Origin of the sequence: Caldimicrobium thiodismutans, assembly GCF_001548275.1 — a bacterium.
Taxonomy (GTDB): Bacteria; Desulfobacterota; Thermodesulfobacteria; order Thermodesulfobacteriales; family Thermodesulfobacteriaceae; genus Caldimicrobium; species Caldimicrobium thiodismutans.
Map to the genome: position 1 here is coordinate 936,645 of NZ_AP014945.1, position 16,491 is coordinate 953,135.

The window sequence follows — 16,491 nt, forward strand, 5'->3', positions numbered from 1 at the left end:
AAGAACCTATGAGGTGGGGATCCGTGAAAATAGAGCATAAAAAGAAACTTGATTATCTCTTCAAAGGCTTCTTAATCTTTACAAGTCTTGTCTCTATCTTTGTTACTCTTGCTATAGTGATAGCCCTAATTGAGGATACTATAAAATTTTTTACCCATCAAGAGGCAGGCGGATTCCCCACCTCTTTAATCAGATTCTTTACTGAAAGGGAATGGACACCTACCTTTGAGATCAAGAAGATTGGAATCTGGCCCCTTCTTTGTGGCACCTTTCTCATTGCCTTCATTGCTATGATAATTTCTGTGCCCCTTGGCTTAGTTATTGCTGTTTATCTCAGTGAATTTGCCTCCTATCGGATTAAAGAATCTGTCAAACCCTGGCTTGATTTTCTTGAGGCAGTGCCAACAGTAGTTTATGGATACTTTGCTCTTCTTGGGGTTACCCCTCTTCTTCAGTGGATTCTGGGAAAATTTGGTCTTGTGGTTGAAGGAATGAATGCCCTCTCCCCAGGTATTGTGCTTGGAATTATGATTCTTCCCTTTACAGCCTCCTTAGTTGAAGATTCTCTAAGAGGAGTTCCCCAGTATCTTAGGGAGGCCTCCTATAGTCTTGGGGCCTCAAAACTTGAAACAGCCTTTAAAGTGGTTGTTCCTGCAGCCAGATCAGGAATACTTTCAGCCTATCTTCTTGGAGCTTCCCGTGCCATTGGAGAAACCATGGTAGTTGCAGTAGCTGCAGGTATGTTTCCCAATCTCACCCTTAATCCCCTTGAACCCGTTCAGACTATCACTGGCTATATAGTGCAGGTTGCCTTAGGAGATCTTCCCTTTAACTCCTTTGAGTATCTTTCTATTTTTGCTGCAGGTTTTCTTCTTTTTATTGTGAGCTTATTTTTCAACCTCCTTGCTATTTACTTTAAATCAAAAATTGAGAGGTATTAAAAATGCATTACAAGACCTTAGAACGAATATTTAGTTTTTTGGGTATCCTTTTTATCCTCTTTGCAATGCTTTTTTTATTTGCCATTGCTATTAAGCTTTTTGTTGATGGGATGCATAGAATTTTTGATTTAAAATTTTATACCAGTTATCCTTCCCGATTTCCTGATCAAGCAGGGATCCTTTCTTCCCTTGTTGGCACTATATATGTTATGGCTGGGGCTATTTTTTGGTCCATTTTTTTGGGTGTTCCTGCAGGGATTTATTTAGAGGAATTTGGTGGAAAGGGTAGGATTGCCCGTATTATTGAAGCAAATATAACTAATCTTTCCGCAGTGCCCTCCATTATTTATGGTCTTTTAGCTCTGGGAATTTTTGTTTATCGCTTTAATTTTGGAGAAAGCATACTTACTGCAGGGCTAACTCTTGGCCTTCTTATGCTTCCAGTAATTGTGGTAACTACGAGGGAGTCTTTAAGGCGGATCCCAAGAGCGATAAGAGAGGGAGCCTATGCCCTCGGGGCTACAAATTATGAACTTGTTTTTCATCATCTTTTGCCTTATTCCTTTGGAGGAATCCTAACAGGAGTTATTATTGCTACTTCCCGAGCTATTGGTGAGACCGCTCCTCTTTTAACTATCGGGGCCTTAACCTTTATTGCCTTTTTACCGCCTCCACCCTGGGAAGATTTTATCGGGATGCTCAAAAGTCCTTTTACTGTCCTTCCTATCCAGATGTTCAACTGGGTCTCAAGACCTCAAGAGGAGTTTCACTATAATGCTGCAGCAGCTGGTTTTATTCTTCTTGTGGTCTGTTTACTTTTAAACTCTGTAAGTTTTTATCTACGCTATAAACTGAGGAAAAAATACACCTGGTAAAAACTTCTCTCAAAGGAGATGCGAGCAAATGGATGGAAATCTAAAAATCAAAGTTGAAAATTTTAATTTTTATTATGGGAATTTTTTAGCCCTTAAAAATATTAATTTTCCGATTTATGAGAACAAGGTTACAGCCATTATTGGTCCCTCTGGTTGTGGTAAAAGCACCTTACTTAGGTCCTTTAATCGTATGCATGATCTTTATGCAGGAACCCGTTATGAGGGCTCAATTATCCTTTATCCCGATGGGCTTAACATAGTTTCTCCTGGGGTTGAACCCCTTTATATTCGCATGCGCATTGGCATGGTCTTTCAAAAGCCAAATCCCTTTCCCAAAAGCATATTTGAAAATGTGGCTTATGGATTGAGAATCAAGGGGATTAAAAATAAAAGTGAACTTGCAGACCGTGTGGAAAAGGCTTTAAGGGATGCAGCATTATGGGATGAAGTTAAAGATAGACTTAATGAAAATGCCTATTCTTTATCAGGAGGGCAACAGCAGAGACTTTGCATTGCAAGGGCTATAGCTCCTGAACCCGAAGTTTTGCTTTTTGATGAGCCAACTTCAGCCCTTGATCCTATCTCCACAGCTAAAATTGAAGACCTAATTGTAGAGTTAAAAAGCAAAATAACTATTGTTATTGTAACCCATAATATGCAACAGGCAGCCCGTATTTCAGACTTTACTGCCTTTATGTATCTGGGAGAACTTATTGAATATGACCGAACTGAAAAAATCTTTACCAATCCTGCTAAAAAGCTCACCGAGGATTATATCACTGGAAGGTTTGGATAAAAATGGAGGGCTTATGGTTAGAATTGCTTTAAATAGAGAACTTCAGATTCTTCATTCCCTTCTTTATGAGATGGCTAAGGTGGTAGATGAAATGGTAAGGGGAGTTATTTTCTCTTATCAAAAAAGGGATCGTCTGAGAGCTGAAGAGATTATAAAGCTTGATGATCAGGTGGATCACTATGAACATCTCATTAATATTACCGCCCTTGAAATTTTTGCCCTGCAACAACCCGTTGCCAGGGATTTAAGAAGGGTGATTAGTGTTCTTGAGATAGCAAAAAACTTAGAAAGAACTGCGGACCAGGCAGTAAATATCGCTGAAATGATTCTTGAGTTTGAAGAAGAGGGAGAACTTATTGAGAAAAAATGTGGAGTGGAAATTTCTCCTATGGCAAGGGAGTCTTTATCCATGCTTGAAGATGCAATGAAAGCATACCTTGAGGAAAATAAAGACTCTGCAATGAGAGTTCTTGCAAGAGATGATCTCGTTGATGCCATGAAGGAGGAATTAAGACAAAAACTGGAAGCATGTCTTAATAATGGGTTAATCGGGGGAAGATGTCTTTTAAACTATTTCGTAATAGTTGAGAATCTTGAGCGTATTGCAGATCTTGCCTGTAATATTGCTGAGGCAGTAATTTTTGTAATAGAGGGTCAATTTATGAGAGGTCTTAAAGAGAAAAAGCCCACTCTTGAGGTAGCCCCTGCTCTTGAGGAAAGCTTAACCTTTCAACTCATGAAGAGACATCTTCGCTTAATAAAGGAATGCCTTGATAGACTTCATCCTGCGCTTTCAGCTTATTTTGAGGAGGATATGGAAAAAGTTGAGGAAATTGACTTACACATAAGAGATATTGAGAGAGAGGCAGACAAGATTAAAACCAGTATACGCAGTCATCTTCCCAAGGGATTGATTCTTCCTGTTGAAAAGTTTGAGCTCTTTCTCTATCTTAAGGAACAAGATTCTTTGGCTGATCTTGCAGAAGAGCTTTTAAATCTCTTTATGTATCATCAGATTAAAATTTCAGAGGCTTTAAAAGAAGAATTTTTAAAGCTTCTTGAGCAAAGCCTTGAAGCTGTCTCACCCCTTGAGGAGATCGTAGTAAAAACTCTGGGCTATTTAACAAACTGGAGAGAGGAAGACAGAGAACGAGCAAAGGAACTAATAAGAAAGGTAAGAGAAACTCAATTTATAACCGAGGAAAGAACCCATAAGCTTAAGCTAAGACTTTATAGGGAAATTGACAATCTTAAAGATCTCCTTCATGGAGAAAGGATTCTTGATGTTATTGCTAAAATATCTTCGCGTGCTGAAAATACTGTTGATCTCCTTAGAGCTATGTTAGCAAGATAGGGGATAAGATATCTTTGATTCTAAAAAACATTAAAAAATAAGAGGATGTCCTTTAACATATAAACTTAGATAAAAAAAAACGCACAGAAGCAAGATTTTTGGGATTTCTTGGAAGCTTTTGGATGGCTATTTAAGAGCCTTTAAGGGATTGCCTTAGTATAGAAAATGAAATATATTAAAAAAGATGAAAGCAAAAATTCTCATAATTGAGGATAATAAAGAGATAGCTAAGCTTCTTGGGGAGGCCCTTGAGGAAGAGGGTTATCAAATAGAACTCAGGGAAAATCTTGCTAAAGCTTATGCATCTCTCTCAACCATGCCTTCCCTTGATCTTATAGTGCTTGATCTTATTCTTCCTGATGGCGATGGATTATCTATTTTAAAATATGTGCGTGAGTCTCAGAAATATAAAAATATTCCTGTGGTAATAATATCTGCCAAGGGGCAGGAACTTGATCGGATCCTTGGTTTTGAGCTTGGAGCAGATGACTATGTGGTGAAACCCTTCAGCTTGAGGGAAGTTCTTTTACGCATTCGGCGCCTCCTAAAAAAAGGAAAGGAACTCCCTTCTTCTTATATAAGTTGTGGTCCCTTTATACTTGATACCAATAAAAAAGCGATTTTTCTTGAAGGAAAACTTCTTGAGCTTACAGCAACAGAATATAAAATTTTAAGTTTTTTTATTCAGAATCCCCAGAGGGTCTTTTCAAGGGAAGAGCTCCTTGAGCTTATCTGGGCTAATGAGAAGGAATATTATTCCCGGGTCCTTGATGCCTACATATGCAGAATTAGAGCTAAGTTAAGTGAAGCGGGGAAATGTCTTCAAACGGTTAGAGGCCTTGGATACCGTTTTGTCCCAGATCTCTGAAAAATAAATGTCAGATCTAACCTTACTTCTTTTTTTCCTACTTCTTTTCCTATTCATACTTGGGATCACTCTATATAAAAAAAACCTCAAACTTCGTCAAGAACTTTCCCGTATTTCTCAACTAAGGGAAGTCTTTTCAAAAGCCCTGCATGAGATTCCAACAGAAATTATACTTTTGCACAGAGAGGAAATCTTTTTTATTAACAAAAAAGCTCTTGAAAATTTTGGGGCAAATCCCAGACTTTCAGATCTCATTAAAGGAATCAACAAGGGGGGAAGAAGATTTAAGAGCCTTGAAATACCCCTGGGTAAAGATTACAAAATGTTAGTCTTTATGGATATTACAGAAATTGAAAGTTATAAAGAGGCCTATCAAATGGCCTTAAGTTATCTTTCCCATGAGTTAAAAACACCCTTGGCTGTGGCCAAGGGATATCTGGAAAGGTTAGAAGATAAAATAGCCCTATCCCTTGAGGAAAGGGATAGAGAAAGCTTTGAAAAAGCCAAAGAGGCCTTTGAAAAACTGGAAAAACTCTTAAAGAAACTCTTTTCAAGTATTGAATATCTTGCCAAAGAGATAAGATTTAAGAGAGAAGCTGTGAATTTAAGGGAGTGTCTTGAAGAGGCGATTTTCTGGGTAAGCCCCCTTGCTGAAGATAAGGGAATAAACATAGAAAGAAAAATACCTGAAGATATTTTTCTTAAGGGCTCTTCTGAACTTTTAACCCAGGCTTTCTTTAATGTCATAGAGAATGCCGTGAAAGTGACACCAGATGGGGGAAAGGTAGAAATAAAGGTTTATGAGGTATCCTCTGAGATTGTTTCTGTGGCAATAAGAGATTATGGGCCTGGGGTTCCACCAGAAAAGCTCCCTTTACTTGCTATGCCTTTTTTTAAGCTTAGAGAGGGTGAAGGGATGGGGCTTGGGCTCTTCATTACCCGTAGAATCATTGAAGCCCATGGAGGAGCAATCAAATTCAGTCTTCCTGAAGGCGGAGGCCTTATAGTGGAGATTGATTTAAAAAGAATTTAAATTTTTAAGGCGCTCAATAAATTCATCGGAAAGTCTTTTAAAGGCCTCACTTACCTTATGATGGGGTTCATAATCAAGAATGGGCTGACCAAAGCTCTGGGCCTCACTGACCCTTACGCTTCTTGGAATAGGAGTCTCAAAAAGAATCCATTTGAAATTTTTTCTTACCTCTTCAGCAATCTCCTGAGTAAGTTTATTTCTCGGATCATACATCATGAGAACCATACCAAAGAGTCTTAGCTCAGGATTAAAGGCTTCCTTAATCCCCCGCACAGTCTTTACAAGAAGAGAAAGGCCTTCCAGAGCATAATATTCACATTGCAGAGGGATCATAACCCCCTGGGAAGCACAAAGAATATTAACAGTTAAAAGACTCAAAGAGGGTGGAGAGTCAATAAAGATAAGATCAAAGTGTTTTAAGAGGGGCACTTCTTCTAAAGAGGTTTCATAGAGAAAATCTCTGAGGACATATTCTCTCCTCTCAAGATCTGTAAGCTCAAGCTCTAAGCCCACAAGATCTATAGAGGAGGGAAGGAGATAAAGCCCGGGAAAGGGTTCTTTTAAAAGGGCATCCACCCTTTCTTCCACTATGGCTTGATATACGCTCTCCTTTCGGCTAACCTTTACCCCAAGACCTGAGCTTGCATTGGCCTGAGGATCAAAGTCAAGAAGAAGAACTCTTTTTCCCTTCAAGGTCAAAGCCCGGGCAAGATTAACTGCCAGAGTGCTTTTCCCCACTCCCCCTTTTTGATTTATAAAGGCAAAAATTTTGAATTTTTTTTCTGTCATAAAGGTAAGATCCTATCCAGTAAAACCACAATAAAAAAAAGGATACTGATAAAGCCATTTATGGTAAAAAAGGCCTTATTGATTTTGGAGAGATCCCTTTCCGAGATGAGGCGATGTTCATAAATGAGAAAAAGGGTGATACCTGAGAGCCCAAGGAAATAGATAATTCCAGCCTTAGTATAACTCAGACCTACTCCCAAAAGGGCAAAAAAGGTTATTAAATGAAAGAATCTGGCAAGTCTTAAGGCCCCTTTAATACCAAAGCGAACGGGGATAGACTTAAGTCCCATTCTCAGGTCAAATTCGTAATCCTGAAGACTATAAAGGATATCAAAGCCTGAGACCCAGAAGGCCATGGCTATTCCAAGCAGGAGTGAGGTCTTTGAAATTGCTTCATTTAAAGCCACATCCACAGCAATAGGAATCAAAAAATAGACTAATCCAAGCACAAGATGAGGATAATAGGTAAACCTTTTGGCTAAGGGATAAATAAAGAGAAGAAGCACTACAAAGGGGCTTAAAAGTAGAGCAAGAGTATTAATAAACATTGAAATAAGAATAAAAGCTGAAACAGAAAGGGCAATCAGGAGCTTTATTTCCCAGTCTTTAACCAGGCCTCTGGCATGGGGCCAACTCATGGTGCGTGGATTTTTAGCATCAAAATTTTTATCAAGGAATCGATTAAAGAGCATCCCTGCGGATCTTGCTAAAACTAAAGCAAGAAGAATAAGAAAAATTTTAGTTAAACCTGGAGGTTTCTCCATAAGAATGACAATACTTGCCAGGGCAAAGGGTAGAGCAAAAATAGTGTGCTCAAGTTTTATAAGTTCAGAGTAATACCTAAGTCTCTGAAGCATATCCTCTCCTATACCACATTCTGCACCTGTTCCCTGATTTTTTCAATGAGGTCTTTAGCGATAACTGCAAGCTGTGATATCTCAGCAGATTGAGCCTTGTTGGAAAGGGTATTTATCTCCCGATAGAGCTCTTGACAGAGGAAGTCAAGCCTTTTGCCAGAGGCCTTCTCATCAAGGAGATTTTGCATCTCTTGAAGATGAACCTTAAAGCGGTCAAGCTCTTCAGTAAAGTCTAAGCGATCAAGAAAAAGGGCTACCTCCTGATAGAATCTCCCCTCATCAAGCTGACTGGAGAGTTCACTAAGATTCCTTTCAATTCTTTCCTTCATTTTTTTAAGATTTTCCTCACGCACCTTTTCTTTCAAAGCCTCAATTTTTTTGGCAACCCCGCTAAGTTCCTCTAAAAACTTTTCAATATACCCTCTTAAGAGAGCTCCCTCTCTTAACCTTGAATTTTTTAATTCTGCAAGGGCCTCTTCTAAGGAGGGCTCAAGCTCAATCCATAAACTCTCAAGGTCCTCTTCTTTTTCCTCCAATAATACAATTTCTCTGAAAGATAAAATCTCAGCCAGGGTTATCTCTCCCCCTAAATTAAGGGTGGCTTTAAGGGTCTCAAGATTAAATTTTATCTTTCTTGCTAATTCCAGATCAAAGGCGATGTCTTTAACCTCTTTTGGAAATCCATAAATTTTGATCTGGATCTCAATCTTTCCCCTCTCAAAAAGCTCAAGCACCCTTTTACGAATTCTCTCTTCCAGAGAAGAATATCTTCTGGGAATCCGCAAAGTTACCTCAAGGTAACGGTGATTGATAGATTTTGCCTGACAGTGTATCTGAAAATTTTCTCCCTGAAAAATGGAGCTTCCAAAACCCGTCATACTCTCCATAAAAACTTAAGCCTCCTTTAAAAATGCCTCTATTCTCTGGAGGATGGTTAAGATCTCAGAGGGTTTGAACCACTCAAGGTCCTTTTCCTTTTTAAACCAGGTGAGCTGTCTTTTGGCATAGTGCCTTGTATCCCTTTTGATTTTTTCAAGAGCAGTGCTAAGGGTAAGCTCTCCACATAGCACCTGATAAAGTTCTTTATACCCTATAGCTTTAATTCTGTCAAAGACAGATGCTCCATATTTTTGATAAAGGGACTCAACTTCTTTTAACCAGCCTGCTTCAATCATTCTCTCCACTCTGGCATTGATTTTAGCATAAAGTTCCTCTCTGGGAAGGTAAAGCCCTATTTTTAAAAGGGGATAGCGCTTCTGGGTAAAAAAAAGGCTTTGCCTGTGGAATTCAGAAAAGGGTTTACCTGTGCTTAAGATTACCTCAAGGGCCCTTACAATCCTAACCCTGTCCTTAGGATGGATCTTTTGGGCATATTCCGGGTCAAGGTTCTTTAATTCTTCAAACAGGGAAGAAAGCTCAGTTTCCGCTTTAATTTTAAGTTTTTTCCTTATTTCTGGATCAACTTTTACCTCAAAAAGGCCGTATTCAAAAACCCTTAGATATAGTCCTGTTCCACCTACTAAGATGGGGAGTCTTCCCCGAAGATTAATTTCTTTAACCTTTTTATCCGCAAGTTCAAGAAACCTTGCAGCATTCATCTCCTCAAAAAGGCTCAACTCTTCAAAGAGATGATGAGGAATTCCCTTTCTTTCTTCAGCAGTGGGTTTAGCTGTGCCTATACAAAGCTCTTGATAAAACTGTTGAGAGTCAAAATTTATTATTTCTCCTGAGAATTTTGTGGCAATTTCTATGGAGACCTCCGTCTTTCCTACTCCAGTTGGGCCACAGATGGCTACTACCTTGATATTTTCCTTCACAGTCTTCTTTTAAGCCTCTTTTCAATATCAGAAAGATTTATCTTAAAAAAGAGAGGCCTTCCATGAGGGCAGGTCTCAAGGTTCTTTCTAAACATCTCTTCAACGAGATAGGTCCTTTCCTCTACAGAGAGAAAATCCCCCTTTTTCCTGGCAAGCTTGCAGGCAAACTCTTTTAAGAGATAGTCTCTTGCCTCTTGCAGACTATTCCAGGGAGAGAGTAAAAAGTTTTCAAGAACCTCCTTTGCAAATTCTGTAAATTCCGAAGGGGCTCCCTTTACAAGAAGGGTGTCCTCTCTGATAGGATCTATCTCAAAACCAAGACTTGATAAATACAAAAGCTTTTCCTCAAGCTTTTCTCTCATCTCTGAAGTAAGTGAAATCAGAAAGGGCAGAAGCAATCTCTGGGAAGTAAAATAGTTTGCCTTCTTTTTGAGGCCTTCATATTGAATCCGTTCTGAGAGGGCATGCTGATCAACAATAAAGAGCTCATCCCCCTTTTCAACTAGCAAATAGGTATGTTTAAAGACTCCAAGGACTTTGAATGAAAAAAGGGAAGCTTCTTTAAACAAGAACTGGCTCTCTACATTAGTCAAGGGTTGGGCTTTACTTGAATATTCCAAAGGTATATCTTCCCGAATAATTTGGGAATAGGAAATTGCAGACTCTCTAAAGGTATAGATTCTTTTAGCCTGGAAGTGTCTTTCTAAGGCTCTTTCAAGGACCTGATAGACATCCCCTTCCCTTTTAAATCTTACCTCCCATTTAGCGGGATGGACATTAAAATCCACAAGATGAGGAGGAAGACTGAGCTGTAAAATACCAGCAGGAAAACCAAGGTTCCCATAGACTTTTTTTAGGAGTGAGTAAAAAACCTTTGTAAGTTTATTATCCTGTAAAAGCCGATTATTTACAATAAAATAGAGAAATCTACCATGGGAAAAGGTCTTACGCGTATCTGTTAAAAGAAGGGTTACCTGATAAGGGGGCTCAATAAATTCGGAAAGGTGCATAAATTCCTGGGGAATCTCAAGGAGGTTTTCAAGCAGTGTTTTAAGATCACCTCCTTGCCAGCTTAAGGTCTCTTTGTCATCAACGAAGACTTGAAACTCAATTTCAGGATGGGTAAGCATAAGGGCCTTTATGATCTCCAGATTTTTGGCAGTTTCCCTTGTGGGAGTCTTTAAAAAGGCCCTTCTGGCTGGAAGATTTTTAAAGAGGTCAGAAACCTCAACGAGAGTTCCCTCTTTGATCCTGCTTGGTTTAAAGTCAAGCTCCTTTCCAAATTCAACTATCACTTCATAGGAAAGGCTTGCCCCTTTTTGCAGACTCACGATCCTTAAACGAGAAACCTGAGCAATGCTTGAAAGGGCCTCTCCCCTAAAACCATAGGTTGTGAGGGAAAAAAGATCCGAAAGGTCCTTGATTTTGCTTGTAGCAAAGGGCAGGAAACAAAGCCTTAAATCTTCTGGGGATAATCCCTCTCCATTATCATAAACAGCAATTCTTTCAAGACCTCCTTTATGCAATTCAATGCGGATTTTTTTTGCCCCGGCATCAAGAGAATTTTCAAGGAGCTCTTTAATAACAGAGGCAGGTCTTTCTATGACCTCACCAGCTGCGATTTTTCCCCGAATTTCCTCTGGTAAAACCTGAATCTTAGGCATTAAAGGTCTTTACTTCCCTCAGCTGAGCAAAGACAATCCTTCCTGTTGGAGAGTGAAGCAAGTGACTTACCACTACATCTAAGTGTTTTCCAATGAGGTGTTTGGCATTTTCAACAACTACCATGGTTCCATCTTCTAAATAACCCACTCCTTGTTCTCTCTCCTTACCCTCTTTTATGATCTGAATAGTTATAAGGTCTCCTGGTCTAACCGAAGGTCTAAGCGCTAAAAAAAGTTCATTTATATTTAAGACTTCAACTCCGTAAAGCTGGCTCATTTTGTTTAGGTTATAATCAGTGGTTACAAGTTTGGCTGAGAATTCACTGCAAAGCTTGATGAGTTTTTCATCGGTGGGGAGATTTTTATAATTTTGATCTATGATCCTCAGTTCACCTTTGAAGGTCTCTTTAAGTTCCTTTAAGAGATCAAGGGCCCTTCTACCTTTGGCCCTTTTGGCAGGATCAGTGCTATCTGCAAGCATCTGGATTTCTTCAAGGATAATTCTGGGCAGAAGAAGAGGTCCCTCTAACCAGCCAGTTTTAGCTAATTCCAGAATCCTTCCATCAATAATGGCACTTGTGTCAAGGATCTTGGGCGTTCCTTTACGGGCAAATTTTTTGGATATGGAGCTGACAGGGGTTGAGATTTTGCTGGCTAATTTTTCTCCCAACCTTTCAAAGAATTCGGATATGACTATCTCCTCAATTTTTTTTCCGCCAAGCATAATTCCTAAGTATCCAAGACCAAGGGCACTCATGGCATAAAGAAAGACCTGCCAAACTCCTGCTGTAAAGATCTCAAAAAAGGAGGAGATAAGTTTGGCTAAAGCAAGCCCGAGAATAAGCCCTAAGGATCCTCCCACTATCTTTAAAAGGGGGAGCTTGCGAATCTTTTCTTCTAAATAGAGGGTAATAATTCCAAGGGCAACCCCAAGAAGACCACCAGCTATAACCCAGGGAAGCCCTCTTTCAGCATAATAGAAATAGTAAAAGATACCTGCACCAAGAAAAAAACTGATTCCTAATAAAAGGCTCTGAAAAAAATATTTTCTCAAGGTGAACTACCCTTTTAGAGGTTGAGGAGTTCCTTAACCTTTATTTCAATCTCCTCAGAGGTGCAATCTTCACAAAAAGAGAGCTCTTTAACTAAGAGCTCTTTAGCCCTTTCAAAAATTTTTTTCTCTCCAAAGGAAAGGGGTTTAGTTTTAGCAATCTCCGAAAGCTCTCTCAAGAGAGTTGCCAGAACAAAGATATCTCCACTCTTTAATTTTTCGGTATACTCTTTATATCTTTTATTCCAGTTTCCATTGGGGAGATGGACCTCATCTTGAGCAAGGATTTGATATACCCGTTCTACCTCTTCCCTGGAAATAATAGGTCTAAGTCCTACGCGGTGAATTGAATCAAGGGGAATGAAGAATTCAGTTTCACTATCAAGAAGTTTAAAGATGTAAGTTTTAAAGGTCTTCCCCTCTATGACCTTTTCTTCAATAGAAAGTATCCTGCCAATCCCACACCCTGGATAAACGACAACATCGCCAATCTTAAACATCCTCTCTCACCTAATTTTAAATTATAGCAGATTTTTTCAAATTTTAAAGAGAGCCCATTGCCTCATTAAAAATCTATTCAAAAATTTATCGTTGCCTCATATAAAAAATCTTAGCACCTCTCTTGAACCTTCACGAAAAAACTATCTATTTCGCCCCTCTTAAATTTTACAAGCTTAGTTCTTTCGTAAAACTTATTTCAAAGGAAAGAGCGGGTGAAAAGGTAAAGGAGCTTCACAGAGAGATAAGGAGATATCAGAGAAGACTTGAAAGAGCATATTTAAAGAAAAAGGGGATTATTCCCAGGATAAAATTGACAATAAATAAGGGGAAGTTAAAATGATTTTATTTAGAAAATTAAATTCCGCAACGAAACCTATTTCAAGTAGATTTTTAAATGAGGCATTACGGGAATTTGTAAGGAGCTAAAATTTTAAAACCCTTGATTTTTTTTGTGTCTGTTGTACCACAGACATTCCTGTCTATGTTTCTTTCATACCTTGGAGTGTAATTTACCTCCACAGGCAAGATTGCCTGTGTTACTTTTACAGACTTGTAAAGGCCTCACCTGTATAGATATCTAATTCCCCTTTTACCCCACTTTTTCTTGTAAGGATCTGAACTTATACAGAAGTAAGGACCATCCTTTAAAAAAAGAGGGACCCAGTAAGATTTTTACAGGACTCTTCGCATTTTTTAAGTTGTTCCGCTTCCTCAGGGGTTAATTTTATTTCAAGGATCCTTTCAACTCCCCTTTTTCCAAGAATTACCGGGACACCCAGAAAAACCCCTGAGATACCATATTCTCCCTCTAAAAGGACTGAACAGGTAAGGACTCTTTTTTCATCTCTAAGGATGCTTTCTGCCATCTCAATGGTTGCAAGCCCGGGAGTGGTAAAGGCACTTCCACTTTTTAAAAGACTTACTATTTCACCTCCCCCAAATTTAGTGCGATACACTATTTCATTTATCTTTTCTTGAGGAAGAAGCTCTGTAATGGGGATTCCGGAAACATTAGCTAATCTAACCAGAGGTATCATCAAATCTCCATGGACTCCCATGACAAGGGCCTGCACATCCTTAGGGGAGACATTCAGGGCTTCAGCAATAAAATAGCGATATCTTGCAGAATCAAGGACCCCTGCCATTCCCAATATCCTTTCCTTGGGAAAACCTGTCACTTTATAAGCCACATACACCATGGCATCAAGGGGATTAGAGACCACAATGACAATACTTTCTGGTGCATAGAGTTTGATCTTTTCTGCACAGGACCTTACAATTTCCGCATTAATCTTAAGGAGGTCTTCCCTGCTCATGCCAGGGGTTCTTGGTTTGCCTGCGGTAATAATCACCACATGGCTCTTTTTTAAAAGAGAGAAGTCCTCAGTGCCATAAATTTTCCCTGAAAAGCCATAAAGGGGGGCACTCTGGGCAAGATCAAGGGCTTTGCCTTGAGCAAGACCTGGCACAACATCAAAAAGAAAAATTTCTTCAGCTACTTTTTTAACCACAGCCCAATGAGCACAGCTTGTTCCAACAGCTCCTGCTCCAATAATTGAAAGCTTCATGAAGTCCTCCTTATAATCCTGCTTCTCTATCAGGGACATCAGTGTAAAAGGTTATCCCAAGACTTTTGCAAAAGTTCTTTGCCTCACGGTCAATCATTGGAGAGATAATTATTTTTCTTGTGACCCTTCTACCTTCTTTTTTCTCAAAAAACTTTACCTTTCTCTCAAAAAGCAGGACATCTGCAGGACTAACGGAAGACTTAATCTCAGCTACAATAAGCTCACCATCTCTAATAATAAGGTCAATTTCAACAGTTTTACCAGGAAAACCCTCAAAGACCTCACCTTCTAAATCAGTTGTTTCATAATGTTCTACCTTGACCCCAAAGGTTTCCTCAAGGAGACCTTTTACTGCATTGCGAAAGGTTTTTTCTGATTTAATTCCCCATCTTGCCCCGAGGGCACCAATCTGCACATCCTGTCTCTTTCTTAAGGCAAGGATTTCTTCCATCAGGATTTTATTGCCTTGAGAGAGTTCTTCAAGCTTCTGAGAATGTTCCTCAAGCCTCTTTGAATGCTCTTTCAGTATCTGAGAATGTTCCTCAAGTCTCTTTGAATGCTCTTTCAGTATCTGAGATTGCTCCTCAAGTCTCTTTGAATGCTCTTTCAGTATCTGAGATTGCTCCTCAAACCTCTTTGAATGCTCCTCAAACCTCTTTGAATGCTCCTTCAGAATCTGAGAATGTTCTTCCCATCTTTTTTCACTCTCAATTCTTAAGTTCTTGATCTCTTCTAAAAGGGCTTTGATCTCTTCTTCAGTGGTTCTTTTGTCAGCAAAATTTTCTTTGAAAAGACTTGCTACATAATCCTTAAGAAGGGGATCTTCCTTTAAAAGCTCAGGGAGATCCCGAATTAACATTTCCTTTAAGGCTACTTTGGATCTAATACTTTTTTTAGCCCTTTGCATAAAAGTCCCTCCTTAATTTTTAAACTTAAAAGAAAAATGAAAAAAAACAAGATATTAAGTCCTTAGACAAAATCTTAAAAGTGTTTTGAGAAATAAAAAAGATTTGATAAAATACGAAAAATCAACTAAAGGGAGGAGACCATGATTCCCCGTTATACAAGACCGGTTATGGCAAAGCTTTGGAGTGAGGAGGAAAAGTTAAGGGTCTGGCTACTTGTTGAATTCTATGCCATGGAGGCCTGGTATAAACTGGGAAAGGTGCCAGAAAAAGATTACCAGATACTTAAAGAAAAATTAACTCCCTACATGGAAAAGGGTTTTACTGAAGAAAATGTAAAAAGGGTTGAAGAGATTGAAAAAGAGACCCGTCATGATGTCATAGCCTTTCTCACTCACCTTGCTGAAATTGCTGGACCCTCTGCAAGATATCTTCATCTGGGAATGACCTCATCGGATATGCTTGATACTGCCATGGCTTATAGAATGAAAAGGGCCATGGAGATTATCCTTGAAGATCTGGATAATCTCCTTGAAAGCTTAAAGCAAAAGGCTTTTCAATATAAAGATACACCCATGATTGGAAGAACTCATGGAATTCATGCTGAACCTATCACCTTTGGATTGAAAATGGCCCTTTTTTATGAAGAGATGAAAAGAAATAAAGAGAGACTTCTTCGGGCAAAGGAGAATATCTCCTATGGAAAAATTTCTGGTGCTGTTGGGACCTTTGCTCATCTTCCTCCTGAAATTGAGGCCTACACTTGTGAAAAACTGGGATTAAAACCAGAGCCCATTTCCAACCAGATTGTTCAAAGGGATCGTTATGCAGAATACATGTGTGCCCTTGGAATTCTTGCAAGCTCTATAGAGAAAATGGCAACGGAAATCAGACACCTGCAAAGAACAGAAGTCCTTGAGGCAGAAGAACCCTTTCATGCCGGGCAAAAGGGCTCATCCGCCATGCCCCATAAGAGAAATCCTATTTTAACAGAGAATCTCTGCGGGCTTGCAAGAACAATTAGGGCTTATGTGATCCCAGCCCTTGAGAATGTAGTCCTTTGGCATGAAAGAGATATTAGCCACTCCTCCTCTGAAAGAATGATTATCCCCTCTGCAACTGCCCTCTCTGATTTTGCCTTGGTAAGACTTAATTATGTAATTAAAAATCTTCAGGTCTATCCTGAAAGGATGCTTAAAAATCTCCATCTCCTTAGAGGACTTATTTTTTCTCAGCAGGTGCTTCTCTCCCTTGTTGAGAAGGGTTTAACCAGGGAGGAAGCCTATATGATTGTTCAGGAAAATGCCATGAAGGTCTGGAAAGAGGAAAATCTTCATTTTAAAGAGGCTTTATTAAGGGATGAAAGGGTTAGAAATTATTTAAGTCCAGAAGAACTTGAGAGTCTCTTTGACTTAAAAAATTATCTCTCCCGGGTGGATACCATCTTTGCAAGGGTCTTTGCTTAAGCTAAG

General features: G+C 39.2%; 16 protein-coding genes. 7 read left to right on the forward strand and 9 right to left on the reverse strand.

Annotated features, from left to right (window positions below; all coding sequences use genetic code 11):
* Positions 1 to 23 precede the first annotated feature (23 nt).
* The 6 genes from pstC to THC_RS04670 all read left to right on the forward strand — a co-directional run bounded on the left by pstC (position 24) and on the right by THC_RS04670 (position 5,867).
* Complete coding sequence (pstC, locus tag THC_RS04645) at positions 24 to 941, forward strand: phosphate ABC transporter permease subunit PstC (protein WP_197650944.1); 918 nt, start codon at positions 24 to 26, stop codon at positions 939 to 941.
* Positions 942 to 943: 2 nt separating this feature from the next.
* Entirely contained in the window at positions 944 to 1,816 is an 873-nt protein-coding gene (gene pstA, locus THC_RS04650) for a phosphate ABC transporter permease PstA (RefSeq protein ID WP_068514035.1), read from the forward strand.
* Positions 1,817 to 1,844: 28 nt separating this feature from the next.
* The gene (pstB, locus tag THC_RS04655) at positions 1,845 to 2,612 is read left to right on the forward strand and encodes a phosphate ABC transporter ATP-binding protein PstB (RefSeq protein ID WP_068514038.1); all 768 of its coding nucleotides are present in this window, start codon (positions 1,845 to 1,847) and stop codon (positions 2,610 to 2,612) included.
* Positions 2,605 to 3,966, forward strand: a complete 1,362-nt coding sequence (gene phoU, locus THC_RS04660; protein ID WP_068514041.1) for a phosphate signaling complex protein PhoU — start codon at positions 2,605 to 2,607, stop codon at positions 3,964 to 3,966. Before pstB ends, phoU begins: the two co-directional genes overlap by 8 nt.
* A gap of 184 nt (positions 3,967 to 4,150) precedes the next feature.
* Positions 4,151 to 4,834 carry a response regulator transcription factor gene (locus tag THC_RS04665; protein ID WP_068514044.1) on the forward strand — a complete coding sequence of 228 codons (684 nt, stop codon included), beginning with the start codon at positions 4,151 to 4,153 and terminating at the stop codon, positions 4,832 to 4,834.
* A 7-nt stretch (positions 4,835 to 4,841) separates the two neighbouring features.
* Positions 4,842 to 5,867, forward strand: coding sequence for a sensor histidine kinase (locus THC_RS04670; RefSeq protein WP_068514047.1), 1,026 nt, complete (start codon positions 4,842 to 4,844; stop codon positions 5,865 to 5,867).
* On the opposite strand, the gene THC_RS04675 is transcribed toward THC_RS04670, so the two are convergent.
* The 9 genes from THC_RS04675 to THC_RS04720 all read right to left on the reverse strand — a co-directional run bounded on the left by THC_RS04675 (position 5,853) and on the right by THC_RS04720 (position 15,021).
* Positions 5,853 to 6,656 carry a ParA family protein gene (locus THC_RS04675; RefSeq protein ID WP_068514050.1) on the reverse strand — a complete coding sequence of 268 codons (804 nt, stop codon included), beginning with the start codon at positions 6,654 to 6,656 and terminating at the stop codon, positions 5,853 to 5,855. The genes THC_RS04670 and THC_RS04675 overlap by 15 nt on opposite strands.
* The gene (locus tag THC_RS04680) at positions 6,653 to 7,513 is read right to left on the reverse strand and encodes a UbiA-like polyprenyltransferase (protein ID WP_068514053.1); all 861 of its coding nucleotides are present in this window, start codon (positions 7,511 to 7,513) and stop codon (positions 6,653 to 6,655) included. Before THC_RS04680 ends, THC_RS04675 begins: the two co-directional genes overlap by 4 nt.
* An 8-nt stretch (positions 7,514 to 7,521) precedes the next feature.
* Positions 7,522 to 8,400 carry a YicC/YloC family endoribonuclease gene (locus THC_RS04685; RefSeq protein ID WP_068514056.1) on the reverse strand — a complete coding sequence of 293 codons (879 nt, stop codon included), beginning with the start codon at positions 8,398 to 8,400 and terminating at the stop codon, positions 7,522 to 7,524.
* Between the two features lie 6 nt (positions 8,401 to 8,406).
* Positions 8,407 to 9,330, reverse strand: coding sequence for a tRNA (adenosine(37)-N6)-dimethylallyltransferase MiaA (gene miaA / locus THC_RS04690; protein ID WP_068514059.1), 924 nt, complete (start codon positions 9,328 to 9,330; stop codon positions 8,407 to 8,409).
* Positions 9,327 to 10,994, reverse strand: a complete 1,668-nt coding sequence (gene mutL, locus THC_RS04695) for a DNA mismatch repair endonuclease MutL (RefSeq protein ID WP_068514062.1) — start codon at positions 10,992 to 10,994, stop codon at positions 9,327 to 9,329. Before mutL ends, miaA begins: the two co-directional genes overlap by 4 nt.
* A complete protein-coding gene (locus tag THC_RS04700) occupies positions 10,987 to 12,048 on the reverse strand; it encodes a PIN/TRAM domain-containing protein (protein WP_068514064.1) in 1,062 nt (353 codons plus the stop codon). Before THC_RS04700 ends, mutL begins: the two co-directional genes overlap by 8 nt.
* 14 nt (positions 12,049 to 12,062) lie before the next feature.
* Positions 12,063 to 12,545 carry a CarD family transcriptional regulator gene (locus THC_RS04705; protein WP_068514066.1) on the reverse strand — a complete coding sequence of 161 codons (483 nt, stop codon included), beginning with the start codon at positions 12,543 to 12,545 and terminating at the stop codon, positions 12,063 to 12,065.
* 645 nt (positions 12,546 to 13,190) lie between these two features.
* Complete coding sequence (gene mdh, locus THC_RS04715; RefSeq protein WP_068514071.1) at positions 13,191 to 14,114, reverse strand: malate dehydrogenase; 924 nt, start codon at positions 14,112 to 14,114, stop codon at positions 13,191 to 13,193.
* Between the two features lie 10 nt (positions 14,115 to 14,124).
* Positions 14,125 to 15,021, reverse strand: a complete 897-nt coding sequence (locus THC_RS04720; RefSeq protein ID WP_068514074.1) for a PD-(D/E)XK nuclease family protein — start codon at positions 15,019 to 15,021, stop codon at positions 14,125 to 14,127.
* 141 nt (positions 15,022 to 15,162) lie between these two features.
* Here THC_RS04720 and purB point away from each other — a divergent pair, with 141 nt between their 5' ends.
* Complete coding sequence (gene purB / locus THC_RS04725; RefSeq protein ID WP_068514076.1) at positions 15,163 to 16,485, forward strand: adenylosuccinate lyase; 1,323 nt, start codon at positions 15,163 to 15,165, stop codon at positions 16,483 to 16,485.
* Positions 16,486 to 16,491 lie beyond the last annotated feature (6 nt).